Source organism: Paenarthrobacter sp. GQ52 (assembly GCF_059759005.1).
This window is the reverse complement of sequence record NZ_JCAXEJ010000027.1, coordinates 1-25,534: the sequence shown is the minus strand read 5'-3', so window position 1 is coordinate 25,534 and position 25,534 is coordinate 1. Positions and strand designations below refer to the sequence as shown.

At 63.5% G+C, this 25,534-nt stretch carries 27 protein-coding genes; 13 read left to right on the top strand and 14 right to left on the bottom strand.

Going from position 1 to position 25,534, the window contains the following annotated elements:
- Positions 1–22: 22 nt before the first annotated feature.
- The 7 genes from AC6CH8_RS21780 to AC6CH8_RS21750 all read right to left on the bottom strand — a co-directional run bounded on the left by AC6CH8_RS21780 (position 23) and on the right by AC6CH8_RS21750 (position 6,134).
- Positions 23–361, bottom strand: a complete 339-nt coding sequence (locus AC6CH8_RS21780) for a hypothetical protein (protein ID WP_420179138.1) — start codon at positions 359–361, stop codon at positions 23–25.
- A 34-nt stretch (positions 362–395) separates the two neighbouring features.
- Positions 396–1,916: a phage baseplate assembly protein V gene (locus AC6CH8_RS21775; RefSeq protein WP_498192323.1), complete on the bottom strand. Its 1,521-nt coding sequence runs from the start codon at positions 1,914–1,916 to the stop codon at positions 396–398.
- Between the two features lie 10 nt (positions 1,917–1,926).
- Positions 1,927–2,685 (bottom strand): CIS tube protein, encoded by a 759-nt coding sequence (locus AC6CH8_RS21770; RefSeq protein ID WP_498192322.1) that lies wholly within the window; start codon positions 2,683–2,685, stop codon positions 1,927–1,929.
- 1 nt (position 2,686) lies between these two features.
- Positions 2,687–2,833, bottom strand: a complete 147-nt coding sequence (locus AC6CH8_RS21765; protein WP_498192321.1) for a hypothetical protein — start codon at positions 2,831–2,833, stop codon at positions 2,687–2,689.
- 799 nt (positions 2,834–3,632) lie between these two features.
- Positions 3,633–4,112 (bottom strand): phage tail protein, encoded by a 480-nt coding sequence (locus tag AC6CH8_RS21760; RefSeq protein WP_159708998.1) that lies wholly within the window; start codon positions 4,110–4,112, stop codon positions 3,633–3,635.
- Between the two features lies 1 nt (position 4,113).
- On the bottom strand, positions 4,114–5,409 hold the full coding sequence (locus AC6CH8_RS21755) for a phage tail sheath family protein (protein ID WP_420179135.1): 1,296 nt from the start codon (positions 5,407–5,409) through the stop codon (positions 4,114–4,116).
- 32 nt (positions 5,410–5,441) lie between these two features.
- Positions 5,442–6,134: a hypothetical protein gene (locus AC6CH8_RS21750; RefSeq protein ID WP_498192320.1), complete on the bottom strand. Its 693-nt coding sequence runs from the start codon at positions 6,132–6,134 to the stop codon at positions 5,442–5,444.
- 116 nt (positions 6,135–6,250) lie between these two features.
- Here AC6CH8_RS21750 and AC6CH8_RS21745 point away from each other — a divergent pair, with 116 nt between their 5' ends.
- Positions 6,251–6,661, top strand: a complete 411-nt coding sequence (locus AC6CH8_RS21745; protein WP_498192319.1) for a hypothetical protein — start codon at positions 6,251–6,253, stop codon at positions 6,659–6,661.
- On the opposite strand, the gene AC6CH8_RS21740 is transcribed toward AC6CH8_RS21745, so the two are convergent.
- The gene (locus tag AC6CH8_RS21740; protein WP_498192318.1) at positions 6,643–9,072 is read right to left on the bottom strand and encodes an HAD-IC family P-type ATPase; all 2,430 of its coding nucleotides are present in this window, start codon (positions 9,070–9,072) and stop codon (positions 6,643–6,645) included. The two genes, AC6CH8_RS21745 and AC6CH8_RS21740, sit on opposite strands and share 19 nt — an antisense overlap.
- A gap of 95 nt (positions 9,073–9,167) precedes the next feature.
- Positions 9,168–10,253, bottom strand: coding sequence for a DUF8462 domain-containing protein (locus tag AC6CH8_RS21735; RefSeq protein WP_364309022.1), 1,086 nt, complete (start codon positions 10,251–10,253; stop codon positions 9,168–9,170).
- Between the two features lie 126 nt (positions 10,254–10,379).
- Here AC6CH8_RS21735 and AC6CH8_RS21730 point away from each other — a divergent pair, with 126 nt between their 5' ends.
- A complete protein-coding gene (locus AC6CH8_RS21730) occupies positions 10,380–11,213 on the top strand; it encodes an alpha/beta fold hydrolase (protein WP_498192317.1) in 834 nt (277 codons plus the stop codon).
- Positions 11,214–11,261: 48 nt separating this feature from the next.
- On the opposite strand, the gene AC6CH8_RS21725 is transcribed toward AC6CH8_RS21730, so the two are convergent.
- On the bottom strand, positions 11,262–12,194 hold the full coding sequence (locus AC6CH8_RS21725) for an NAD-dependent epimerase/dehydratase family protein (RefSeq protein ID WP_498192334.1): 933 nt from the start codon (positions 12,192–12,194) through the stop codon (positions 11,262–11,264).
- A gap of 145 nt (positions 12,195–12,339) precedes the next feature.
- Between AC6CH8_RS21725 and AC6CH8_RS21720 the strand changes: the two genes are divergently transcribed.
- From AC6CH8_RS21720 to AC6CH8_RS21690, 7 genes are all read left to right on the top strand, one after another.
- Positions 12,340–13,083 (top strand): TetR/AcrR family transcriptional regulator, encoded by a 744-nt coding sequence (locus AC6CH8_RS21720; RefSeq protein ID WP_498192316.1) that lies wholly within the window; start codon positions 12,340–12,342, stop codon positions 13,081–13,083.
- A 17-nt stretch (positions 13,084–13,100) separates the two neighbouring features.
- Entirely contained in the window at positions 13,101–13,892 is a 792-nt protein-coding gene (locus tag AC6CH8_RS21715) for an oxygenase MpaB family protein (RefSeq protein ID WP_498192315.1), read from the top strand.
- The gene (locus AC6CH8_RS21710; protein ID WP_498192314.1) at positions 13,885–14,823 is read left to right on the top strand and encodes a DUF817 domain-containing protein; all 939 of its coding nucleotides are present in this window, start codon (positions 13,885–13,887) and stop codon (positions 14,821–14,823) included. Before AC6CH8_RS21715 ends, AC6CH8_RS21710 begins: the two co-directional genes overlap by 8 nt.
- A 271-nt stretch (positions 14,824–15,094) precedes the next feature.
- Complete coding sequence (dnaK, locus tag AC6CH8_RS21705) at positions 15,095–16,957, top strand: molecular chaperone DnaK (RefSeq protein WP_420179108.1); 1,863 nt, start codon at positions 15,095–15,097, stop codon at positions 16,955–16,957.
- A gap of 2 nt (positions 16,958–16,959) precedes the next feature.
- Positions 16,960–17,619, top strand: coding sequence for a nucleotide exchange factor GrpE (locus tag AC6CH8_RS21700; RefSeq protein ID WP_420179107.1), 660 nt, complete (start codon positions 16,960–16,962; stop codon positions 17,617–17,619).
- Between the two features lie 154 nt (positions 17,620–17,773).
- Positions 17,774–18,754 carry a DnaJ C-terminal domain-containing protein gene (locus tag AC6CH8_RS21695; protein ID WP_091470029.1) on the top strand — a complete coding sequence of 327 codons (981 nt, stop codon included), beginning with the start codon at positions 17,774–17,776 and terminating at the stop codon, positions 18,752–18,754.
- 10 nt (positions 18,755–18,764) lie between these two features.
- Complete coding sequence (locus AC6CH8_RS21690; protein ID WP_091470032.1) at positions 18,765–19,193, top strand: heat shock protein transcriptional repressor HspR; 429 nt, start codon at positions 18,765–18,767, stop codon at positions 19,191–19,193.
- Positions 19,194–19,202: 9 nt separating this feature from the next.
- Here the strand turns inward: AC6CH8_RS21690 and AC6CH8_RS21685 are convergent, their stop codons facing one another.
- Entirely contained in the window at positions 19,203–19,667 is a 465-nt protein-coding gene (locus AC6CH8_RS21685) for a hypothetical protein (protein ID WP_498192313.1), read from the bottom strand.
- Between the two features lie 205 nt (positions 19,668–19,872).
- Between AC6CH8_RS21685 and AC6CH8_RS21680 the strand changes: the two genes are divergently transcribed.
- Positions 19,873–20,175 carry a DUF3040 domain-containing protein gene (locus AC6CH8_RS21680; RefSeq protein ID WP_178995909.1) on the top strand — a complete coding sequence of 101 codons (303 nt, stop codon included), beginning with the start codon at positions 19,873–19,875 and terminating at the stop codon, positions 20,173–20,175.
- 25 nt (positions 20,176–20,200) lie between these two features.
- Here the strand turns inward: AC6CH8_RS21680 and AC6CH8_RS21675 are convergent, their stop codons facing one another.
- The 3 genes from AC6CH8_RS21675 to AC6CH8_RS21665 form a co-directional block, all read right to left on the bottom strand.
- Positions 20,201–20,623, bottom strand: a complete 423-nt coding sequence (locus tag AC6CH8_RS21675; protein ID WP_091470037.1) for a hypothetical protein — start codon at positions 20,621–20,623, stop codon at positions 20,201–20,203.
- 87 nt (positions 20,624–20,710) lie between these two features.
- On the bottom strand, positions 20,711–21,361 hold the full coding sequence (locus AC6CH8_RS21670; protein ID WP_498192312.1) for a CG0192-related protein: 651 nt from the start codon (positions 21,359–21,361) through the stop codon (positions 20,711–20,713).
- A 70-nt stretch (positions 21,362–21,431) separates the two neighbouring features.
- Entirely contained in the window at positions 21,432–22,067 is a 636-nt protein-coding gene (locus AC6CH8_RS21665) for a TetR/AcrR family transcriptional regulator (RefSeq protein ID WP_498192311.1), read from the bottom strand.
- A 92-nt stretch (positions 22,068–22,159) separates the two neighbouring features.
- Here AC6CH8_RS21665 and AC6CH8_RS21660 point away from each other — a divergent pair, with 92 nt between their 5' ends.
- From AC6CH8_RS21660 to AC6CH8_RS21650, 3 genes are all read left to right on the top strand, one after another.
- Positions 22,160–23,203, top strand: a complete 1,044-nt coding sequence (locus AC6CH8_RS21660) for an agmatine deiminase family protein (protein WP_498192310.1) — start codon at positions 22,160–22,162, stop codon at positions 23,201–23,203.
- Positions 23,203–24,921: an amidase gene (locus AC6CH8_RS21655; protein ID WP_498192309.1), complete on the top strand. Its 1,719-nt coding sequence runs from the start codon at positions 23,203–23,205 to the stop codon at positions 24,919–24,921. The genes AC6CH8_RS21660 and AC6CH8_RS21655 overlap by 1 nt, the downstream gene beginning before the upstream one ends.
- Before the next feature lie 89 nt (positions 24,922–25,010).
- A complete protein-coding gene (locus tag AC6CH8_RS21650) occupies positions 25,011–25,352 on the top strand; it encodes a hypothetical protein (protein WP_014922851.1) in 342 nt (113 codons plus the stop codon).
- Positions 25,353–25,534 lie beyond the last annotated feature (182 nt).

Genomic DNA, 25,534 nt, shown 5'->3' with positions numbered 1-25,534 from the left:
CCTGTTCATGGCTGTTGGCATTTCATGAGCCGGCTCCCACCAGCGTTTGCCCCGGACTGCGGACCGTGTACTTGACCGCGCCCGGGGGTGTGCCATTGGTGAAGCCCTCCAAAGTGTCGAGGCAAACCGCTTTGCCGCCTATGGTGACAAACGTTGAGTAGCCCCTGATCACGGGCAAGGTCTTTCTGCAGGGCTTGATATTTATGCTGATATGCGGGCACATGGTGATGTCCCTGCCTTGGGGGTCGTTGTCCACCAGGATGGGGGATTCCTTGATGCGCACCCATGCCTGCGAGGGCACGTTCTCCACCTTGCCGTCGTGGCCGCATCGCAGGACGGCTTCCTTGACGAGGATTCTCATGGCTTCCTGGTCCTCACGGCTTAGTCCTCACAGCTCAGGCCTCCTCGAAGTCGACGGTCTTTGCACGGATTTTCATGGCCTTGCCGGGGGCTTCGAGGACCAGGTCCGTGGCGGCAGTGATCTTGAGTCGGTCCGGTCCGAGCTCCACGGAGGAGCCGTGGCCGTCGGTGAAGCTGACGGTGTGCGCACCGCCGTCGAGCATGATCTGTTGACCGTCCGCGCTGCGGAAGGTGTAGCGGCTATCCCTTTCAGTACGGCTCAAGCTGTCCGGCGTCTGCTCGCTCCCGTAGAGGCCGCCGAGGACGATGGCCTGGGCCGGATCAGTGGCCGGTAGGAGGACCAACACGTTATCCCCGGGGGACGGCGGGACCACAAGTCCTTTGCCCGGGCCTGCACCCGCAGTCAGTACAGGGGCCCAGCTTGTTTGGAGATCGGGGTAGGCGGGAAGGCTGACCCGGACCCGGCCCCGGTCCTCGGGGTCATCCACGTCGGTGACGGTTCCCAAGGTAAAGACGTCCGGCCGCCGTTCCGGAACGGAGCTCGGCGGTCGGGTGGTCAGGGTAGTTTCGTAGCCGGTTCCGTCCAAGCGGTGCGAGGCGCTCGCGATCAGGTAGATCCCCTCGATGCTGGTTGCCACTCCCTTGATCCTCACCCTGCCGCCAGCCCTGAGCCGGGGGTTTCCTTCAGCGACCAACACGGCTGTGACTTGGCCTGCGACCTTTGTGTCCAGCTCGGCCTTGGACAAGCCGTCCGCGAGCGCCTGTGATTCCAGGACTTCGTTGTCACGCCTCAGATCACCACCTGCGCCCACGCTGGCTAGTGCTGGATCTGCTGCGACCTGCGCTTTCGCGTCGCTGCGTGTGGCCCCGGCTTGATGGACAGAGGCATCGTTGCTGCGCCAGCCGTTGGTTTGCGCGCCAGCGTAGGCCGGTTCCTGGCTGAGCTCGATTTCCGCGGAATGAAGGGTGGCCCCAAGGGTGAGCTCCAAAGGTTCGCCCTCGCCGTCGAGTCCTGTGAGCCTGAGCGCCCCGTCGTGCACTACGGGGTAGGCGCCCACCCGGGCACTTTGTTCCACGAGGAGGCTGAGGTCGGTGCGGGCGCACTGGTATACCTGCCCGAGCCGATCAGCGCCGCCCACTACGTCCAAACCGGTACCCTCGCACAGTATCCGTGCGAGCCCGGCAAGGTCGACTTCCTGGTGGAGCCGGGTGAATTGGCGTTTCCTAAGGCGGTGCAGGGCGTCGTAGGCCCTGATCCGGATCTCTTGGCCGAGATCCGCGCTGTAGCTGTACTCCACCACGGTTACCTCGCCGACGAACAGCGGTGTGCGCTGCCCGCCGAGCTCAACTCTTAGGGGGTCTCCCGGTGCTGGATCCACGCCGCCCCTTGCTGCTGCTGTGCGTCCGGGTCCGGGACGCCAACTGATGAGGCACTGGGCCGGGCGGGCAAGTGAGCTGAGCACGTTAACCGAGATGATCGCCGCCGTTTCGGCCGTGGTGAGCCTGCGTCGGCCGAGGGTGACGATCAGTTCGGGGAGGCCCTGGACTTGCCTCACGTTGTTGGCCTCATGGTGTCTCACCCATGGGAGGGACGGCGAGGGGGCCGTTGAAGCGCGTGGGGTCGTCGACGTTGTTGTATTCCAGCAGCAGTTTCCATAGCAGGGGTGTGCCGAACGCTGCCACGGACAGCCGCCCCAGCTCAGCCGGCGGTACCTCGGGAAGCAGCTCACCGCCGTCGGACACGAGCGCGTCCCACTCCGTGCTGCCGTCACCGGTGACGGATAGCGTGTCCACGGGCGGGGCCGTCAAATCAACCGCAGGGAGGCGTTGTTCGAGTTCGTAGTTCTCGCCGCCCTCTTCATCCGCCGCCTGACCGACCCTCACGAAGACCATCCGCATCCAGGACCTAAGGGGTGAACCGTTCGGGGCGAAACGATCGAAACGCTCGGCGACTTCCGTCACGATCCCCGGCACGTTCCACGCCCGGCCCCACACAAACCGGACCGACGGCGGCCTGCGCTGCCTTTCGACTTCGGCGCTGTTCTCCGCGAGCGCCCATATTGGGCGGGTCATTTGCCGTACGTCCTGAACATGGAGCGACGCCGGCGCGAGGTCGACGTCGAACAACAGATCCAGTCGTAGCTCAGTGTGGCCACCGCCCGTGAAGAGCAGGGGATCGTCAGCCAAACCGCTGCCGCTCAGTTTGCCGCCCGCACTCTTCCGTGTCTCCACGCCAGCTGACCGCTGCATCACCACCGTTTCCGGATTGAGCAGGCAGCCGAGGTGTTCACCGGTGTCCTCGATGAGGAAAGCGACTCGTTCCATGTCAGATCGCCAATTGTTCGTCGTGGAGGCGGGCCTTGCGGGCGATCACGTGTTCCACGGTTTGTGTCGGGGCTGCCTGTGTTGGCTGTGGACGCGGAGCGAGTTCGGGCCAGGTCCCAATGACGGGCGACGAGGGTGCGTGATTCACAACGACGCTCGGGTGCCCTTGGGATGCGGGATGGGTTTGCGGTTCGGGTTGGGGTTGCCTGTGTTGTGGGGCCTGCTCTGCAGGCTTAGTCGGCTCCGAGACGCGCAAAGCAGGCCTCGCAACGGGGGTGGGCGTGTGTTGTGGGGCCTGCTCTGCGCTTTCACTTCGTGTCGAAGAGCGCAGATCGGGCCTCGCAACGGGAGCGAGAGTGATGGGCAGGGCCCCGGGGTGAGCCGGGCGAAGTCGCAACGCGGGTGTGGGCGTGTGTTGTGGGGCCTGCTCTGCAGGCTTAGTCGGCTCCGAGGCGTGCAAAGCAGGCCTCGCAACGGGGGTGGGCGTGTGTTGTGGGGCCTGCACCACGCTTCTGGAACGAGCCGACAAACGCAAAACGGGCCTGGCAACTGAGGGTGTTGTAGGGGCGGCGGGGGTATCCGTCACGGGGAGGGTTTCGGGAGAAGCGGGAGGTGCAGGCGCAGGTACGGGTACAGACCGAGGAATAGCACCGCGCGGGCTACTTTCTGGGGCCTGGTTTGCGCCCAAAAGACGCCTAAAGCGACGCAGAGCGGGCCTCGCAACAGGAGGGGCCAACCCTGCGTCGCGGAGCATCTGAACCCAATGCTCGGGGGCGCCGTCGGTATCAAAGGCGCGAATCGGCGTCGGACTCTCCGGCGAGGTAGCCCCGAAAGTCCCCGAAGAGCCGGAAGCCCCAGGAGCCCGCGAAGCCCCAGACCCGCGCTCCAGCCATGCCGCTGCACCACGTAACTGCCGAGCGGCAGCCCGACGCCAGGAAAACCTCGGCTCAGGCGACGGGAGCGCGGGCATCATCGAGCTCCAAGCGGTCGTACGCGATGCTGAGGGATTCGATGGCGAGGTCCTTGCCCAAGGCGTCAAGGGGTGCGCCAAACCAGTCGCATGGCCATGCGCCCAGGAGGTTCCAGCGCCGGACTTCCACGGACCCGGCGTCGTTCAGCATCGCGATGGAGACGTTGCGGCGTTCCACTTTTCCGTCCACGGCCTTGAACAGCCACTGGAGCATTTCGGTGGAATCGGTGAGCCCGTATTTCAAGGTCACCGGCGTGTACTCCACCTGCCCCGGGATGACGCGCACTGTGCTGTTCTCACCACCGGAGCGGTAGAGAATGCGGTCGATCTTCAGTCCCAGGCCCTCAACCTTGGTGAAGTGGCCTTGGACGACGCCTTGGATGACGAGCTTGAAGTTGTAGGCCCGGTACGGGTCCACCACGTTGCCCGGTTGTGCGGCAGGTGTCGGGGTTGTCATGTCAGGCTCCTGCGCTTTCCGTCTCGCTGGTGTTGTCCGCCGACTGCATGAGCTTGAAGATCACGAATTCGGCCGGTTTCACAGGTGCGATGCCTATCAGCGTGACCACTTGGCCGGCGTCGCGAACCTCCGGAGGGTTTGTTTCCTCATCGCATTTGACGAAGAACGCTTGCTGAGGCGTAGTCCCGAGCAATGCTCCATCCCGCCAGACGTTGGTCAGGAATGCTCCGATGTCGCGGCGGATCGACTTCCATAAGGTGTGGTCGTTGGGCTCGAACACCACCCAGCGTGTGCCATCCGCCACGGATTCTTTGATCATGTTGGTCAGCCGTCGGACGTTCACGTAGCGGTATTCGCTCGCCTCGGGCGCCTTGGTCCGGGCACCCCAAATCCGTATTCCCTCGCCCGGGAAATAGCGGATGCAATTAACGCCGGCCGGGTTGAGGACCTCTTGCTCTCCGCGGCTCACGCGCCGCGCAAGGTCGATTGCTCCCTGAATGGGCTCGTTGGCGGGCGCCTTATGGACGCCACGGGTGGCGTCAACGCGCGCCCACACGCCCGCAATATGGCCCGACGGCGGTTGTGTCACCTTTTTGCCGGAAACGGGGTCGATCATCACGATCCACGGGTAATACAGCGCGGTGTAGCCGCCAGGGGATTGCGGGGCACCGAGGTCCTCCTGATCTGTGGCGTCCTCAGCTGAGTCCCTTGCGTCTTCAGCGTCGCCGTCAGAGTCAGCGTCCGGCGTCGTGTCCTCATCAGAAGACGTGTCTTCGTCCGAAGACGAAGCACCTTCAGGAACTCCCGACGTCGCAGCCCGGGTAAGTGCCCCGACGTCGTCCACTTTCTCAACCGTGTCCAGAATCGCCATGCGGTCCTGGCGAAGCGGGTGTTCAACGTGCGCTTGCAACGCCGCGTACGATTCCGCGTCCGCGTAACCGGGCGCGGCCACCATGGAGATGTCGTCCACGGCCTCAAACAGGGTGAGCCCGGTGGGCTTCGCGGCGGTCCCCGTGAGGCTGCCGTCCTTGCCGATGTTCACCACATAACAACGGCTTCCTCCGTTGGAGAAGAAGCCGTATACAGCGTTCGAAAGCGGTGTACCCGCTGTCGCGTTGCCAACGTATTGATCCACGAACTGTGTCCAGTTGTCCAAGACCCGGAGCTCGTCAACCAGCGCGTCCCCGTTAGGGGCGAGGCCGACGAACCCGGCGATGCTCGTGTTGACCTGCCCTATGGCGCGTGCGCCGCTGGGTACTTCCTGTACATAAACGCCTGGCGCCTGATAGTTCGCCATGATTCGCCCCTCTTCTGCCCGCTAAACGGGTGCTAGGTCCACCGGATGATGACCGGCAGGCTGCTGGTGCTGGCCGAGACTTCCCTTTCGGTTCCGTGGACAGCCACTGCAAAGTGCTGGAGTTCATCCGTCGAGGCCAGGACCTCAAAATGGCCGGTGGCATCGCTAACCACGGCCGTGGCGGAGGAATGGGCGTGAATGTAGGCGTCAGGGATGCCTTTGTTGTGGACGTCCACCAGGCGTCCGTGGATTCGGCGGGCAACACCCGTCTTGACGATGAGTGGCTCCAGGACTGGGGGTCCTGAGGGTTCTTCGAAGCGCAGGGCAACAGGGATGCGGACCAGGAAGCCCAACCCTTGCCGGATGGCGCCGGAGTATTCTTCCGGGCGGAATTCACCCGTAGACACCACTGAGTACTGGCTGTGACGTTCCACGGCCAGCAGCAGCTTTTCCATGGTGTCGAGCTGCCCGGGGCCGTGGCATTCCACCGCCACCCGGAGTTCAAGGTCCAGGACGGGTCCGTCGCGCCGTGACCTGCCCACGCGGTTCAAGGTGACGGCATGAACGGTAACGGGAGCGTCCGGTGGGGGTACACCTGCAACTGGGGAGCCGTCGTCGAAGCGCACATGCTCGGGAGAGATGGCGTCGGAAAGTACCCCCAGAAGGTCGGTCAACGACGAACGCACATAGCCCACGGCAAAACCCAGAACTCGAAAGGTGACCACTAATGCAACTGGGACTAGGTTACTCCCGCTAAAGTGCGTAGTCACTGGGCAAAGACGGGTAATTCCATTCGGTTGAGGCCGCGGTGACCGGTTGGTCCCTCGTCTATGCTCAGTTCATGACGACGGGGGAGAGCATTAGACGGCCCGGACTGGTGACGTTCTCGGTGGTGCTGATGTACATCGGCGGCATCGCCCAGATCATTCTTGGGATCCTGACGATTTTCCTGCGATACACCCCGGAGGCCCAGTCCGGCGGCATTGCCCTGCCCATCACTTTGCTCGGTGCAGGCATGATCCTGTTCGGCTTGTTGGTGATCGGGCTGGCCTCCGGGGTAGCCCGGGGGAGTGAAGCTGCCCGTCGGGGTGCAACAGCGGTGATGCTGCTCGGTCTGGCCTTTGCCTTGGTGGATCTCATTGTTGCCGCGGACGGAGACTGGTCTGCCGTCATTGTTCAGTCCATCGCGACCGTTGCGGTGGTTGTTCCTCAGTGGGTGGGGCGTGGTCGCCGCTACTTCGAGGCGCGCTGAACCAATGCTTGCTGGGCGTCACGGTACGCCACGCGGCGGTGAACAAAGCGCACGATCTCGATCAGGGCGATGCAGGCCACGGACGTTCCCAAGACCAGCAGCGCCGTGGGGAGCGTCGGATCGGTGAACTGTAGGAAGTCGCGGGCGATCGGCACGGAGTACACCAGTATCAGCCCAATCATCATCGCCCCGATGACCAAGCCCTTGAAACGGGTGACCGGGCGAGAGAGCACCACGAGGATCCAGATGCCAATGATCGTCAGGATCAGGGTGGACCCGGTCCGGATTTCGGCTTCCGGAATCTGCAGGTTCGCGGCAAGGCGGGCGTAGGAGGCAAGCCCCAGCGTCACGGAGACGCCTGCCGGCACGGCGAACGTGAGCGACCGCCGCAGGAAACCCGGGATGTAGCGCTGGGCGTTGGGTAGCAATGCCAGGAAAAACGCAGGAATACCGATGGTCAAGCCATCAGTCACGGAGAGTTGCCTGGGAAGGAACGGGAAAGGCAACAGGAGGATGCCGAACGCGATGGCAAGGAAGGTGGCGTAGGCGGTCTTCGTGAGGAACAGCATGGAGACGCGCTCAATGTTGGCAATCACTTGGCGGCCCTCAGCAACCACGCTCGGCAGGTGGGAGAACTTCCCGTCCAGGAGCACCAAACGCGCCACGGCCTTCGTAGCGGCGGCCCCCGAATTCATGGCCACACCGATGTCCGCTTCCTTGATGGCCAGGGCGTCGTTCACGCCGTCGCCTGTCATGGCCACTGTGCGGCCGGCAGACTTCAGCGCCACGACGATCCGCTTCTTCTGGTCAGGGGTCACACGGCCGAAGACCACGTTGTTGTTGATGACTTCCATGAGCTCTTTGTCATCAACCGGCAATTCGCGTGCATCGAAGCCGTGGGGTGCATCGAGCCCGACTTCCCGGGCAATTGCGGCGACCGTTTGCGGGTTGTCACCGGAAATGATCCGGACATCCACATCCTGTGCTGCGAAATAGGTGAGTGTCTCGGCAGCGTCGGGACGGATGTTCTCCTTGAACGTCAGAAGCACCACGGGGACAGCGTCCGCCGGAACAGTCTCATCATCAGTGGGCGTGCCGTGTGCAAGGACCAGCGTGCGGCGGCCGGTGGCTGCGAGCTCGACGGCTTGGGTGGCGAGTTGCCGGAGCAACGGATCGCCGGAGTTTATTGCCGGGAACACCATTTCAGGGCCGCCGAGAATCCACATCCCGTCGTCGAAAATCACCGCGCTCCACTTGCGCGCGGAGGAGAAGGGCACCCGGTCAAGCGGGAGGCCGGGCGTCTCATTGAAGTGTCCGTCGAGGCTGCGGGCCGTTGCGTTGGCATCCTTCTGCACCCCGTACCAGGAGAGCACGGACTCCCAGCCAGGACGGTTTGCAAGGGGATGCGCGGCGTCGAAAACGATGTCGCCTTGGGTGAGCGTTCCGGTTTTGTCGAGGCAGATGATGTCCACGCGGGCCAGCCCCTCCACGGCGGGCAATTCCTGCACCAGGACCTGCTGACGGGCGAGCTTCACCGCCCCTACGGCGAAGGTAATACTGGTCATCAGCACCAGCCCCAAGGGGACCATGGCGACGACGGCGGCAATAGTCGCCGTCGCTGCGTCCCGCCACGCTCCACTCGCCGAGGCTTCGGCCCACCCACCCTGGGCAATCATCTGGGCATTGAGAACCAACAACGCCACGGGACCTACGAACCAGGTCACCCACTTCAGGACCCGGTCAATGGAGGAACGGAGCTCTGAGGCCACGAGCGAGAATCGTTTGGCTTCGGCGGCGAGTGAGTTCGCGAAGGAATCGGCTCCCACCCGATCCACCACCGCTGAGCCTTCGCCCGCAACCACAACGGAACCGGACAACACGCGGTCCCCGTCTTCCTTTTCAACGGCGTCGGATTCGCCGGTCAGCATGGACTCGTCCACTTGGAGTCCGCGTGCGCCGGTCACCACCCCGTCCGCGGGCACCTGATCTCCGGCCCTCAGGACAAGGGTGTCGTCCAGTACAACGTCGTCCAAAGCGATTTCTGCTTCTGAGCCTTCGCGCATCACCCGGGCATGCGGCGCGTTCAGGAGCGCCAGACGGTCCAAAGCCCTCTTTGCCCGGTACTCCTGGACGCTCCCGATCACCGCATTGGCAACTGCACTGAATCCGAAGAGCGCGTCCTGCCAGCGGCCGATAGCGAACAGGACAATGAAGCAGGCCAGGATAATGCCGTTGAACAGGGTGAGCACGTTGGCGCGGACGATGCTCCACACGCTGCGGCTGGTGTCTTGGACAAAGGCGTTGGTTTGCCCTGCGGCCACCCTCTCGGCGACCTCGGCAGTGCTTAGTCCCTGCACCGAGGACCCCACTAAACGGACGGCCGCCGCCGTCAGGTCTTTATCGATTGGCACTCATGCCCCCGTTGTTGAGTCGGTGGAGCGATGGGACTGAGTATGCCAGCAGCGGGGCGTTATGTCGCCGTCGTGGTTGTTAGGCTTGCTTCAATCTACTCGCGGAGGTACTGGCGGAGCCCGGGGATTGCGAAGTCCACCTTGCCGTAGCCGGCCGACTCGATCAGGCCCGCAGCGATGAGCCTGTTCCGATACTTGGAAATGACGTTGGGCTTGGCCTTGAGGATGGCGCCGATTTGACCAGCAGCAGATGGGCCTTCCTGGAGGGCCATCGCGTCGAGGAACTCGCGGTCTCTTTCTGAGATGTCCGACAGGGCCGACTCGACGACCACTAAGGTGTTCCGTCGTTGGGCCGCTGCGATTCCATGCTGAACGCGGCTCTGGTCCAGTTTCCATCCTGATTTGCCGGCTTCGAGCCAAAGGTAGTAGCCGACCAGTTGGATCAGAAAGGGATAACCCTCGGTGGCTTCGGCTGCTTTGCTGATGAGGTCGGGGGAGATACTAACGCCGCCCTGACCGAAGAGCTCGCTGTAGGAAGCGGTGACTTCCGCGATGGCGGCTTCGTGGAGGTTGATCCTGTCAGCCCGCCGCAGGAACGTGGCAACGCCCTCATTAAGGAGGTCGGATACGGCTGCTGGCAGGCCAGCAAAGATCAGGCCGATCGGTAGTCCGTCGCGGATGAAGTGTTGTACGTCGGCGGCCAGTTGAGCGATTTCTGTCCTATCGACCGCATGGATCTCGTCGATGGTAATGACCAATCCTGTGCCTTTCTCGTCCAGCAGCCGCAACAGTTCGTTCCCGGTCCGCCGCCAGTCGAGGGACCGTTCCGGTGGGAGCTGGGTTGTCAGTCCGAAGCCTGCTGCTGAAAAGGCGGTGATCTTCCGGGATGGAGGTCGGTCTCCGAACTCATCGAGGAGGCGGAGCATGTCATCGCCAACCCCCGCGAGGAAGCCTGGCGTGGCTGTTCGAGATATCACGGCCCAGCCATGATTCCGGGCGATACCCTCGGCTTCGCTCAACATGACTGTCTTGCCGATGCCTCTTGAACCGGTGATGATGGTCAGAAGCCCCGGCGCTCCGGAACCCTGCTGCAAGCCGTACTCGAACTCGTCCAGCAGCCCGGCACGCCCCACCAGCTCGGGAGGCGTGGCTCCGGCAGTCGGCTTGAAGGGATTCTGCATACACCCTCCTTGGGTGAAACCGGGTGAAACTGGTGAAAGTGGTGAAACTCCTGCCACCATAGGCCGACCCTCAGCTGGAAGCAAGCCTGGCGCGGGAAAGCGGATATCAAGAGCGGAGGACAAGCGATGGGCCAGCCAACACCATCCCCGGAGACCGGTTACGCAGAGATCAACGGATTGCGGATGTACTACGAACTCCACGGTTCCGGTGGCACGCCTTTGCTGCTCCTGCATGGCGGGCTGTTCGACATCGAGCAGCAATTCGGTGCGCTTATCCCGGCCTTGTCAGCGGATCGCAGGGTTATCGCCACGGACTTCCAAGGTCATGGCAGAACCAACGACATCGACCGCGCGTTGAACACGGCTGACTTGGCCTCGGACGTCGTCGGTCTTCTGAAACATCTGGGCGTTGGGGAGATTGATGTCTTCGGCTTCAGTGTTGGCGGGGCTGTTGCACTGCATCTGGCGATCAAGCACCCCCAGCTCATCCGGAAGCTCATCGTGTCGTCGGTGTCGTTCAACCCCGACGGCGATCGCGGTGGAAACGCTGAGGCTGTCACCGAGATGACCGTGGACATGATCGCGGGAACTCCCATGGAGCAGCGGTACCTGGCCGTCTCGCCGCACCCGGATCACGAGCACCTGCAAGGACTCCTGACCAAGCTCGGCCGCTACGACACCGGGTCAAAGGGATGGTCGGATGAGGAGATCCGCGGAATCCAGGCCCCTACCTTGATCACGGTGGGGGACTCAGACATGGTCAAACTTGAGCACGCGGTGCGGTTCCTCCAGCTGCGCGGGGGTGACGTGAACGGTGATTTTGAGGGTGTGCCCGCGTCCCAGCTAGCGGTCTTTCCAGGCATCACCCACTTCTTCGGGCTCGCCAGGACAAACCTCGTGCAGGATGTCGTAACGACCTTCCTCGACGCGCCACCGCCATCCGGCTGGCAGGACCAGTAGCCTCTCAAGCTCCCCGGCCCAATTCGGGCCCCAGAATCGCCGCCTTCTTCAGCTGGCCTGCCGCGCAGCGCCGCGCCACCATGCAACGGTGGCCGCTGCAGCGTCCGCCAGGGGAGTGGGTTCAAGCCCTAACAGCTTTTGGCTTGCGGCCGAGTCCATCACAAAGGGACGCTCGAACTGGTACAGCAATTCGGCCAGCTCGCGCATGTCCGTGGAGAAAATACCCGCCACCCGCAGCACCCAACCGGGGACGGCGCTCACTTTCGGGGTGGCCACCCCAGCAGCACCCGCGTAGGCCGCCGCAACTTCGCGCTGAGTCATTGGCGAGCCGGTGGGCGCGTGCAGCACGGTGTTCCAAAGTTCGGGCTTCAGTGCTGCGGCGATCATGGCCGCTGCAAGATCCGGGACATAAGTAAAGGAGTGCGGCCGTTCGGCGCTTCCGATTGCCTGGATCGGCTTGCCTGTCAGGACCAGCGGAACCATCCGTTCGCCTGCATGGGCCATTTTCACACGAGGCCCAAAGAAGTCTCCTGCCACGACGCTCACAGTATTGGCAGCGTGCGCTTCGCGCGCTTTAAGCAGTTGGGTGCGGATGCCGCGCTTGCCGCTGGTAGCTTCCCGCGGGCTCGATTCCGTCATGAGCCGGTCCGGCTCACTGTACGAGTACAGGCTTTCGGGGAAGACGACGACGGCGCCCGCGGCTGCCGCTGCATTCATCACCACTTGCTCGGCTTGGGGGAGTTCGGCGGCCCACGCCGATGCCCGGTAGGCGGATCCGTGAATGCAATGGAAAACTGCGGTAGCGCCCTTCAGCGCCTCATCCAGCTGTGAAGGATCGGAGACGTCAGCCCGTAATCGTTCAACCAGGGGATGCTCCGGGCCACCGCCGGATCGCGTTAGGACGCGTACCTGATGCCCTTCGTGAGCCAGTTGTTCCGCGACAATGTAGCCAACCGGTCCTGCTCCTGTGACGACGTACATGGTGTGCCTTCTTTCAGGGCTGTTTGCGTTGAAATCGAAAAGCGAGAGCAGTGCTCTCTCAATCAGCATGTAGGGGTCGAGCTGAATTGTCAAGAGCGGTGCTCTTGTTTGTTGACAGCGCTCTCTGTTGTGGCAAGCTGTGAACATGACTCCAGCCGAACCTGCCGCCACCAAGAGCAAGGGAAAGCCCCAGACTCCCCGCGAACGTGCCCGCATTCAGACCATCGCCGACATCGTTCGGATCGGCCGGGAACATTTGGCCCTCCACGGCGCCGCCGCTCTTTCCCTGCGTGCCGTCGCAAGGGATCTTGGCGTCGTTTCCTCAGCGGTTTATCGCTATGTAGAGAACCGCGACGAACTCCTCACGCTCCTGCTGGTCGACGCCTACAACCAGCTTGGCGACGACGTCGATGCAGCTGTGAATGCCGTGGCGGAGGATGACTTCGCAGCGCAGTTCACGGCGCTGGCTAACGCGGTGCGTACATGGGCCATCCGCGAACCGGCCAGCTATTCCCTCCTATTCGGCAGTCCAGTCCCGGGGTATCAGGCGCCAGGTGAGCGCACTACCGTCCCTGGTACGCGGGTCATCGTTCGCCTCGTCGGTATCTTCGATGCCGCCTACCGGGCTGGCGCGCTCAACGACGCGGCGAGTCCCGCCGTCGTGATTCCCGAAGGGTTGGCCGCGGACCTGGCAGCCATTCGCGGCGAGATGAATCTCGCCGCACCTGACTCAACCTTGGCGCGGGGTGTCCTGGTGTGGACGTCCGTGTTCGGCGCTATCAGTTTCGAGGTTTTTGGGCAGTACGGACGCGATACTTTCGCCGCGCGCGATGACCTGTTCGAGCATCAGCTGAGCGTCCTTCAGGGTGTCATGGGGCTCCAAGGCTAGGGCGCTACAGTATTCAGATGGCTCGAGGACTTGCAGACATTGGTGCGGAGGGCGTCCTTCTCGCCGGTGCGGGCCGCGCGATCCTCCTTCAGATTGCCGACCCCCGGGTTGGCCACGGAGTCGCGGACCACAGCGACTTTGCCCACCGGCCGCAGGACAGGCTCCGGGCCACGCTGACCTATGTTTACGCCGTGGTTTACGGCACCGAAGAACAGGTCGCTGCGGTGCGCCGCGCCGTCAATCGTGCCCACGCGCCGGTTCGCCGGAACGCCGACGAGGCTTCGGCCGGTTACAACGCCTTCGACGCCGATTCCCAGCTTTGGGTTGTCGCCACCCTTTACGACACGGCAGTCACCGTCTACCAGCAGGTTCACGGACCGCTCGACGAGGATACCGCCGACCGCATGTACGCCGATTATGCGCGGATCGGTACAGCCCTGCAGCTTCCGCCGGACAAGTGGCCCGCTGATCGTGCCGCCTTTGCCACGTATTGGGACGCGCATGTGGCAACGTTGCAGCCCGACGACAAGGCCCGCAAAATCGCCCAGGACCTGCTCTACCCGGCCACGGGACCGGCCATGATGCGCTTGGCCATGCCGCTGGCGCGCTTCCTCACGGCGGGCTTGTTGCCTGAGCAAGTTCGTGAAGGATTCGGATTCACCTGGGGTCCCGTCCAGGCGCGACGCTACGAACAGACAATGCGCATGGTGGGGCGCGTCTACCCGCGGCTGCCGCAGCGTGTTCGTCACTGGCCGAAGGACTACTACTTGGGCCAACTCAAACCAGGCAGAATGCCCCACCATGCGTAACTTCACCTCGGTTGAGCAGTCCATTGATGACGCCGCCCACCGATATTTGGACCGGCCCCGAGTCGGCCCGTTGCGGGGGCGGCTCACGGAATTCGTGGTCTTTGGGCTGAAGCAGGCCTGGGCTTGTGTGTTCGGAGCGGCGTTACTCGCAGTGATCATCGCAGCCCGTCTTTGGTACCCGGATAACGCCGGCCTCGCCCGGAACGACTTCCTGACCATCGCCGCCGTCGTTATTCAAGTGCTGATGATCAGCTTCAAACTCGAGACACTGCGGGAGTTGCGGGTGATCCTGCTGTTCCACGTGGTGGGGACGGTGATGGAGCTGTTCAAGACGGACGTCGGGTCGTGGGCCTACGAGGCGGAGGGCGTCCTGCGGATCGGGGCCGTGCCGTTGTTCAGCGGGTTCATGTATGCCGCTGTGGGTTCTTATATGGTGCGCGTGTTCCGGCTGTTCGACCTCCGCTTCGACCGCTACCCCCGCCGTTGGATCACCGCCCTTGTGGCTGGCGCGATCTACGTCAACTTCTTCTCGCACCACTACATCTTCGACGCGCGCTGGGTGCTGCTGGCCGCCGTCGTGCTTGTCTACGGACGGTGCGTGATGCACTTCCGGGTGTTCCGGCGTCGTTTCCGCATGCCCATCCTGGTCTCGTTCCTGCTGGTGGCGCTGTTCATCTGGTTCGCCGAGAACATAGGCACATGGTCGCGTGCCTGGCTGTACCCGAACCAGCTGGAGGGCTGGCAGGCGGTCTCAATCGACAAGCTCCTCGCGTGGTTCCTGCTGATGATCATCTCGGTGGTGTTGGTGGCCTGGGTGTATAAGCCGGAGCCGCTGGAGGCCACCCAAACCGCTGACGCCACGCATCCCGCTGACGCCACGCAAATTCGCGCAGGCCACCCGGATATGGGTGTCACCAGTCGTTCGGAGTGACGCCAATCCGTCTGCGCGTCGGCAGACTTGGCCAGTTCACCATCGGCGAAACCAGCCCTCAATCCGCGTGATTCGGGCATTTTTCAGTCGGCAAATGAGAAAGTTGAGCGTGCTTCACTCAACTTTGGATTGACTTAAATCTGAGGCTGAGTACAGTTGAGTGCAGAACGCTCAACTAGCCGATTGTTGAGCAGGCTTCCGGCACGTAGACCGCCCAGCGGACCGTTGTCAGGTGCAATCTCCAACATCGGCCATTGAAAGGAAACAAGATATGTCACGTGCAGTAGGTATCGACCTCGGAACCACCAACTCCGTGGTCTCTGTTCTCGAAGGTGGCGAGCCCACCGTTATCGCCAACGCAGAAGGCGGCCGCACCACTCCGTCCGTCGTTGCGTTCTCCAAGTCCGGCGAAGTCCTGGTCGGCGAAATTGCCAAGCGCCAGGCCGTCAACAACATCGACCGCACCATCGCCTCCGTCAAGCGCCACATGGGCACCGACTGGAGTGTCGCCGTCGACGACAAGAAGTACACGCCGCAGGAAATCTCCGCGCGTATCCTCATGAAGCTCAAGAACGACGCCGAGAGCTACTTGGGCGAAAAGGTCACCGACGCTGTGATCACCGTTCCGGCATACTTCAACGACGCCGAGCGCCAGTCCACCAAGGAAGCCGGCGAAATCGCGGGCCTCAACGTCCTCCGCATTGTCAACGAGCCCACCGCGGCTGCACTGGCATACGGCCTGGACAAGGGTAAGGAAGACGAACTCATCCTGGTCTTCGACCTCGGTGGCGGTACCTTCGACGTCTCCCTCCTCGAGGTTGGCAAGGACGAAGACAACTTCTCCACCATCCAGGTCCGCGCAACCGCCGGTGACAACCGCCTCGGTGGCGATGACTGGGACAACCGCGTTGTCGAGTGGCTCCTGAGCCAGCTCAAGATCAAGGGCATTGACCTCTCCAAGGACAAGATCGCCCTCCAGCGTCTCCGTGAAGCTGCAGAGCAGGCCAAGAAGGAACTGTCCTCCTCCACCAGCACCAACATCTCCCTCCAGTACCTGTCCGTCACCCCCGACGGCCCGGTTCACCTGGACGAGCAGCTGACCCGTGCCAAGTTCCAGGACCTCACCAAGGACCTGCTGGACCGCACCAAGAAGCCGTTCCAGGACGTCATCGCAGAAGCCGGCATCAAGGTTTCCGACATCGACCACATCGTTCTCGTCGGTGGCTCCACCCGTATGCCTGCCGTCTCCGAGCTCGTCAAGGAACTCGCCGGCGGCAAGGAGCCCAACAAGGGCGTCAACCCGGATGAAGTTGTGGCCGTTGGTGCCGCACTGCAGGCCGGCGTCCTGAAGGGTGAGCGCAAGGACGTCCTCCTCATCGACGTCACCCCGCTGTCCCTCGGCATCGAAACCAAGGGTGGCGTCATGACGCACCTGATCGAGCGCAACACCGCTATCCCCACCAAGCGTTCCGAGACCTTCACCACCGCTGACGACAACCAGCCGTCCGTGGCCATCCAGGTCTTCCAGGGCGAGCGTGAATTCACCCGCGACAACAAGCCGCTGGGCACGTTCGAACTGACCGGCATCGCACCGGCACCGCGCGGCGTTCCGCAGGTCGAGGTCACCTTTGACATCGACGCCAACGGCATCGTCCACGTGTCCGCCAAGGACAAGGGCACCGGCAAGGAACAGTCCATGACCATCACCGGTGGCACGGCACTCTCCAAGGACGACATCGACCGCATGGTCCGTGAAGCCGAAGAGCACGCTGCTGAGGACAAGGCCCGCCGCGAAGCTACGGACACCCGTAACTCCGCAGAGCAGCTCGCCTACTCCGTGGACAAGCTCATCGCCGACAACGACGACAAGCTGCCCGAAGAGGTCAAGACCGAGGTCAAGGCCGACGTCGATGCCCTCAAGTCCGCCCTGGAAGGCACCGACGACGCCGCCGTCAAGACTGCGTTCGAGAAGCTCCAGGCTTCCCAGACGAAGCTCGGCGAAGCCATCTACTCGCAGGCTGCCGCAGCTGACGCTCCGGGTGCCGGTGCAGAAGGCGCTCCCGCCGGTGACAAGGCCGCTGACGAGGACATCGTCGACGCCGAGATCATCGACGAAGACGAAGCGAAGAAGTAGCCATGCCTCACCACGGCAACGAAGCAGAGCACTCAGAAGGCAACGAGCCGCGCAAGCCCGTCATCCGGGACAACCGCAAGGTTGACCCGGAGACCGGCGAAGCGCGTCATCCTGACAGCGAAGCTACAGCTCCCACCGAAGGCAACGCCGCTCCTACGGACGGCGACGCCCTCTCCCAGGCTGAGGAAATCCTCAACGGGGTAGAGGTGCCGGCCGAGGAATCGGTAGCCTCCGGTGCCGCGGCTGAAGCCCAGGCAGCGGAGCTCCGCAACGACCTCCTCCGCCTTCAGGCTGAGTACGTCAACTACCGCAAGCGCGTCGAACGCGACCGCGCCGTTGCAGGAGAGATGGCCGTCATCGGCGTCCTGAACTCCCTGCTCCCGGTGCTGGACGACGTCGACGCCGCCCGCCAGCACGGTGACCTCGAAGACGGCCCCTTCGCCGCCATCGCCACCAAGCTGGAGAACGCGCTGAAGACGTACGGACTGGAACGCATCGCGGATACGGGCGTCGAATTCGACCCCACCATCCACGAAGCACTTATCCAGCAGCCCGGCGAAGACATCGAGGTTGACACGGTCAGCCAGGTGCTGCGCTCCGGATACCGCTCAGGTGAGCGTGTCCTGCGTGCAGCCCAAGTCATCGTGGCTGTCCCGGCTTAGTCTCACCCTGTCGCTACACCGGATATGGGGCGGTGCCCGCTCCGCGGTGCCCTCCACACCGCCGCCCCATATCCGGTTGCGCGCCCGCTGTAAGCTCGCCTGAGGTGAGCTGACTGCGGCCGTACGCTTTGTTTGTTTTAGAAAGGAAACGCTCTTGGCCAGCCAGGACTGGGTTGAAAAGGATTTTTACGCGATCCTTGGTATCGCCAAGGACGCCTCCGACGCGGATATTAAGAAGGCTTACCGCAAGCTCGCCCGGCAGTACCACCCGGATACGAATGCCGGGGATGCTGCTGCGGAGAAGAAGTTCAAGGACATTTCCGAGGCTTACTCGGTGTTGTCGAGTCCTGAGGACCGGCAGCAGTATGACGCCATCCGTGCCATGGGCGGTGCCCGGTTCGCTCCGGGTGCTGGCGCCGGGCGCGGTGGTGCCGGAGCTAATGGCGGTTTCGAGGACCTGTTCGGCGGCTTGTTCGGCGGCGGGCCCGGTGCCCGTCAGCCTGCTGGCGGCGGCATTCCTCCGGAGTTCGCCGACCTGTTTGGCGGTGGTTTCGGTGGAGCCGGCCAGACCGGGTTCCAGCGTGCACCGCAGAAGGGCGCGGATCGGACGGCCACCACGTCCATCTCGTTCGCCGGCTCCATCAAGGGGACTACGGTCAGCTTGCGTGAGAGCAACGGCAACGTGATCGACGTCAAGATTCCTGCCGGCATCAAGGACGGGCAGAAAGTCCGTCAGCGCGGCAAGGGCAACGTCGGCCCTGCCGGCAATGGCGACCTCATCATCACGGTGAGCGTGAAGCCCCACGACTTCTTCCAGCGCGACGGCGACAACATCCGCATCCACGTGCCCGTCACGTTCGCGGAAGCGGCGCTTGGCGCCACCATTGAAGTGCCAACGCTCGACGGCGACACCGTCAAGGTTCGCGTCCCGGCCGGCACACCGTCAGGCCGGACACTGCGGGTCAAAGGCCGGGGTGTGAAAACATCCAAGGCGACTGGCGACCTGCTGGTGACCATCGACGTCGCTGTTCCCCAAAACCTGAACAAGGAAGCGGAAGAAGCCGTGAAGGCGTTCGCTGCCGCAACCACCGACGCGAACCCGCGTCACGATCTGGCCGCGAAGGCCCGGTTGTAAGGAGGCGGTCATGGCTATCGACGTCAACCAGCCGATCTTTGTCATCTCCGTCGCTGCGGAGCTTGCCGACATGCATCCGCAGACGTTGCGCCAGTACGACCGCCTGGGCATCGTCTCGCCCAGTCGCGCGCCAGGCAAGTCCCGCCGCTATTCGCAGAACGACGTCAACAAACTGCGGGAGGTCCAGCGCCTCTCGCAGTCCGGCGTCTCTCTTGAGGGCATCAAACGCATCCTTGACCTCGAAAACCAGGTGGCTGCGCTGCAATACCGCGTGGCTGAACTGACCGAGGAACTGTCCCGTCGTCGCTCGCCACTGGATGCGCGCATCTTCGCTGCAGGCGCAGCAGGCGACGTCGTCAGCCTGGCCCGCGGTCAACGTCCCCGGGCTAGGTCGCAAGCAGTTGTGGTGTGGCGGCCGCGGCAGGGCGAGAACCTGTAGCTTCGGGTCCTACGGCAGGGTCCTGTCCCAGCTCACCACCACGCGGGCAGCACCCTCTTCGGTTCGTTCAACGTTGGTGACGATCTGCGTTTCCTTCGCTCCCATGTCCCGGATCTGCTGTTTGTAATCATCGATGTGCTCCAGCAGTGACTCTTCAGTCCATTCGCCCGGCCGCATCCTTGTGGAGATTTCGACAGGCTCTTCAGGGACCAGGATTTCCGCCGGCTGTGCCACATGGGGTCGCGAAGCGTCAGCGGGCGACGTGTCCAGTCGCGAGGCTCCCCTTGGCTCGTGCCTACGGTTCCGGACCGGCTCGGGCTCTCCCGGCGGAACCAGCATGCGGAAGCCGAAAATTCCACCCGCTATGCCCGCGACGAGGCCCGCGGCAATGAGCCAAATGGCCCTTCCGGGTCCGCGGCGCCTGGGAAAGGCTTCAGTAGTGCTCGGTGCTTTCTTAGGCCTTCGTCGTGCCATGGCGATTTCAACTTTCCAGTCGGCGGTGAGTTCCGTGCTCGTGGTTCTTCAGAATCCTGCCCTTCCATCGTAAGCATGCTTAGGACCGTTGGTAAGAACGGGGCATCGGGCAGATAATGAAGGCATAGCACGGCAAGCAGCGCTCGTGCGGATGTTCTGAGCATCGCCGCAGGTTGCGGCCCTGCTTGTGTGGTGAGGAATTCCGATGTCGTTGTCGGATGAAGAACGCAGGAGCTTGGAAGAGCTGGAGCGGGATCTCGCTGCAACGGATCCCGACCTCGCCTTTGAGCTGAAGTCGGGCCGCCCGCGTGGGGCGATAGCCCGTGCGGTTTCCGGCGCACTGGCAGTTCTGATCGGCTTTGTCCTGGTCATTGCAGGGATCGTCACCCAGCTTGTGATCCTCGGTGTTGCGGGCTTCTTGCTGGCCAGCGGCGGTGCCTATTGGCTTTTGGCCGGAACCTCGCTGCGGAGACGGATTGAAAGGCGCGACGACGACCCGGCCCCTTGACGGGGCCGGCGTCGCGACTGACACCTTAGGGCACCGGAGGAACCGGAGGCTGGACTGAGGTTTCCGGCTGCTTGGCAGGCTCGGGTTCGCCCGGAGGCAGCATGGTCCGCCAGGCAAACACTGCGCCGGCCCCCACTATGGCGGCAGCAAGGGCAGTAAACCATATGGCTCGGCCGGAGCTGCGCTGCGTGGTCTTCCGGCTGAGGGCCTGGGTGGCCTTCTTAACTGCCCTGGTAGCGGTCCGTTTAGCTTCCTTGGCGGCCTTCTTGTTGCCGGTCAGAGTGAGCATCACGCCTTGGACCACTGAAGGGACATCGGCATGGTTGATCCGTGCCAAAGCCCACCTCACCACTGCATCTGTCTGGGCGGACTTGCCCTCCGTTGCATGGGTTACCCACTCACGGGCAAGGTCCTGGGCCGCGGGAATGATGCTTTGCGCTTTGTACATGATGAAACCCCTCACGTAGTTAGACGGCGTCGTTGTCAGCCTACGCCGGTGCTGCGGTGACCAACAGATGCTCCCCGGCGTCGACGGTTAGTTCCGAACCACCGACGCCAGCTCCACCGATTCCTCCAGCCCTGCCCACTGGCCGTTCAGCGTGAGTTCGCTGTGAAGCTCGGGGGCTGCAGCGGTGTTGGCGGAGACGTCTGCTGCTACATCCAGGACACGCGCCACCTTCAGCCGCAGGCCGCCCGCTTCAATGATGGTCACGCCGCTACCCGATACCGGCGCCGAGGCACTCAAGGCTGGGATGCCGCCGTCGAGCTTTCCGCTGCCCTTCACGGTGACCGTGCTGGGACGGGGTCCCAGCTCTCCGTCGACAATGAGTTCGGCCTCTTTCTGGCCAGTCAGGATGGCGGTGGCCAAGGCCTTGACATAGATGGGGTCCCCGCAAGCGTCGTAGACCCAGCGCTTGCCCAGGACGGAGTGGTCCATGGTGCCGATGAGCCACTCCTCAGCGCCGGCCAGTTCGTAGCCGCGGTAGCTGAGGGGAACTTGGTAGACGCGCTCTCCGGCGGTGACGATGTGCGTCTCGAGACCCACCTCGCCGGCGGGATCATCAAAACGATAGGCGCCAATGAGCTCCGGGGAACCATCCTGGATGAACCAGGGCTGCTTCGGGAGGTAGTCAGCGATGAGTTCGAGCTTGGACGGGGTCAGGGTTGCCTTGTGAATGATCGCCATGCTCCCCAGCCTAGGGCAGGGTGCAGGGGTCCCGAAGCCCGAAGCCCGACGCCGGGCAACGGGCTACGGCCTACGCGCCCGGCTCGGTTACCAGGGAACCTCGCGCCGCGCCCACCATTCCCTCGACGGCGTGGGCCAGGTGGGTGCCGCGGTCGTTGACCCCATCCCAGCGGACCAAGGCCTGGGCGTTCAGGCCGTCGACCATGCCCAGGATCTGCCATGCGACGGCGGCGGGATCGGAAACATTGAAGGCTCCCGTCGCGTTTCCGTCCTCCACCACTCCCTGGAAGACCTCCTGCCAGGCATCCATTTGCTCACGGACAGAGGCGGCCAGGGTTTCGTTGCGGCGTCCCAGTGTCCAGGCCTCGACCCAGATTGCGGTGACGTCGAGCCTGCTGTTGTCCAGGAGCGTCTCAACCAGGAGGCCAAGGCGTTCGGTGGGGTTGGGGCGCTGGCTCAGCAAGCCTGCGATTTCTTGTGTTTCGGCGGCCACAATGGTGGCGAACGTGCTTGAGACGAGCGCGTCCATATTGGGCTGGTAGTGCGCCACCAGGCCGGAAGCGACACCCACGCGGGCGGCAACATTGCGCAAGGTGAGTGCTGTGAGACCTGCTTCGAGTGCGATCTCGCGGGCGGCCTCGGTGATTTCTGCGGCGCGTTCCGCCGGCGACTTCCGGACTGCGCGCTTCTGTGGGGTGCTTGACATCAAGGACCAGTCTAGATTACCTTTTCAACATTATTGATCATATGATCAACAAGAGAATCGCCGCAACGCGTAAGAAGACGAAGGAGTCACCCATGGCTTGGAGAATGCCGGCCGAAACCGCACCGCATGAGCGCACCTGGATGGCGTTCCCCCGCACCGGCCTGACACTTGGTGACGACGCCGCTTCTGCCGAAGAGGCCTACTCGGCGTGGACCGCCGTCGCCCACGCAGTGGCGGAGTTCGAGCCGGTCACCATGGTGGTGGACCCCAGCGAGCGCGATCGCGCCGCCCGCATGCTGGGCAGTGGCATCGAGCAGGTTGAGGCGCCGCTGGATGAGTTCTGGATGCGCGACTTCGGACCCACCTTTGTGCTGGATGACGAGCGTCCCGGCGTGCTTGGCGCAGTGGACTGGATCTTCAACGGCTGGGGCGCGCCGGCGTGGTCCGAATGGCAGAAGAGTGCAGTCATGGCCCGTTTCGTCGCGGAAAAGTCCGGTGCCGAGCTGGTCAGCTCGCTGCTGGTGAACGAAGGCGGTGCCATCCATGTGGACGGCCAAGGAACCGTGCTGGTAACAGAAACCGTGCAGCTGGATCCTGGCCGGAATCCCTACGCGGACAAGGCAGCAGTCGAGGCTGAACTGGCCCGCACCATCGGCGCCACCAAGATCATCTGGGTTCCCCGCGGCCTGACCCGCGACTACGAGGACCTGGGCACACGCGGCCACATAGACATGGTGGCCACCCTTCCCGCTCCGGGCCGGATCCTGCTGCACTCCCAGACCAACCCGGAGCACCCGGACCACGTGGTCAGCCGCACACTGCACTCGTTCCTGGAAACCCAGACCGACGCCGCAGGCAAACCTTTCGAGATTGTGCCACTGCCCGCGCCGGAAACGCTGCGCGACGAAGACGGTTTTGTGGACTGGAGCTACGTCAACCACCTCGTGGTCAATGGCGGCGTCGTCGCCTGCGGTTACGGCGAAGAGCGCGCGGACTCGCTCGCGGCAGAAATCCTGGCTGAGGCCTACCCTGGCCGGCGCGTCGTCACCGTCGACGCACGCCCCATCCTTGCCCGCGGCGGCGGTATCCACTGCATCACCCAGCAGCAGCCCAAACTCAACGGCGGTGCAAGGTAATGGCTCCCTTCGACGTCGTTGAAGCCTCCATCGCGCAGCTGCGCGAGGCACTGGAAGCAGGGGAGGTGACCAGCGAACAGCTCACCCAGGCATACCTTGACCGCATTGAGGCTTATGACCGCAACGGCATCAAGCTCAACGCACTGGTGGTCATGAACCCCGATGCTTTGGCGGACGCCCGGGCCTCTGATGAACGCAGGGCCCAAGGCTCGGTGCGGGGACCGTTGGATGGCATCCCCTACACAGCCAAGGACAGCTACTTGGCCAAGGGGCTTACCGCTGCCGCAGGTTCGCCGGCGTTTGAGCACCTGGTGGCGCAGCGTGATGCTTTCACCATCGAACGCCTCCGCGACGCCGGCGCGGTGCTCATCGGCCTGACCAACATGCCGCCCATGGCCAACGGAGGCATGCAGCGCGGCGTCTATGGCCGGGCTGAAAGCCCGTACAACGCAGACTTCCTGACAGCCGCCTTCGGTTCCGGTTCCTCGAACGGTTCCGGCACCGCGACGGCCGCCAGCTTCGCCGCTTTCGGCTTGGGCGAGGAGACCTGGTCGAGTGGCCGCGCACCGGCGTCGAACAATGCTCTGTGCGCGTACACGCCCTCCCGCGGCGTCATTTCGGTGCGCGGCAACTGGCCGCTCGTCCCCACCATGGACGTGGTGGTCCCGCACACGCGGAGCATGGCTGACATGTTGGAGTTGCTCGACGTGATCGTTGCTGACGACGCAGAAACCCGAGGCGACTTCTGGCGCGCGCAACCCTGGGTTCAGATCCCGAAGTCCTCCGAGGTTCGGCCGGAGTCGTATGTGGCACTGTCACCGGAAAAGCTCGACGGCGGACGGTTGGCGTTGCGGGGAAAGCGCTTTGGAGTTCCGCGAATGTACATCAACGCAGATCCCGACGCAGGGACCAGCATCAAGCCGGGGATCGGCGGGCCCACCGGGCAACGCATAGAGACCCGGGCTTCCGTGATGGAACTGTGGGAGGCTGCCAAACGCGACCTCGAATCAGCCGGGGCCGAGGTTGTGTTGGTGGATTTCCCGGTGGTTTCAAATTACGAAGGCGACCGCCCGGGCGCACCCACCATCGCCACCCGCGGCCTTGTCAGCCCTGAATACTTGAAGCGCGAAATCGTGGACCTTTCCTCCTGGGCTTGGGATGACTTCCTACGCGCCAACGGCGACCCCGCGCTCAGCAGACTCGCCGATGTGGACGGTGCAACGATCTTCCCGCACCCTGAAGGCGCCTTGCCGGACCGGTACGCCGGGTTCGACGACGACATCGCCGAGTATCCAGGACATGTCCGTGAGCACGGAGTTTCCCGATTCACCGAGATCCCCGAATTGGAGGGCGGTGTGCGGGGGCTTGAGGAGACAAGGCGTGTTGACCTTGAGGAGTGGATGGACGCACTCGGATTGGACGCTGTCCTGTTCCCGGCAGCCGCGGATGTCGGTCCTGCCGACATGGACGTCAACCCTGCGTCTGCGGACCTCGGCTGGCGCAACGGCGTCTGGGTGGCCAACGGCAACCTCGTCCCAAGGCACCTGGGCATCCCCACGGTTACTGTACCGATGGGAACCATGGCGGATATCGGCATGCCCGTGGGCCTCACTTTTGCCGGCCGCGCGTACGATGACATGGCACTGCTGCTGCTGGCTGCAGCCTTCGAAGCCACCGGTTCGCGCCGGACGGTGCCACCCCGTACGCCGGCGCTGTAACGGATTCGACGGCGGCCCTACGGGACCCAATGCGTGATGGGGCGTCGGCTCTGATTACAATCAAAGGGACGTCGACCACTGAGGGAATCATGAAGAAACTCACCACTGTCCTGATCGCTGCCGGGCTTATTGCCTCGGCATCCGCCTGTTCCGCTCAGCAGCAGCTGACCACCGCGGAAACCTGTGACCGCGTTGGCGTCGCCGCAGCCAGTATTCCGCAGAACCCGAGCCAGACGGCTTCGAACCGCGCAGCCAACGCCATCAGGCCCATCGAACCGGTGGCGTCCACCGAGATGAAGCCTGTAGTCACAGCCATCCTTGAGTATTTGGATGAGCAGGCAAAGGAAGAGCCGAACGAAGCAAAGATGGGCGAGCTCACGTCGGCCTTCCAGGAAGCCGGCGCCAAGTTCGGCGAGCTCTGCCGCGGCTAATGACGCCCGCGCGCTGAACACACAGACGTGCTGAACACACAGAAGGGGACCGGTTGGATAACCGGTCCCCTTCTGCGTGCCCAACCCTCTATCACTTTCCCGCCCTAAAAACGGAACCCTCACTCACCTCCCGTCCCTTTGGTGCCAACCGTCTCTCACCTCCCGACCCTTTGGTGCCGCAC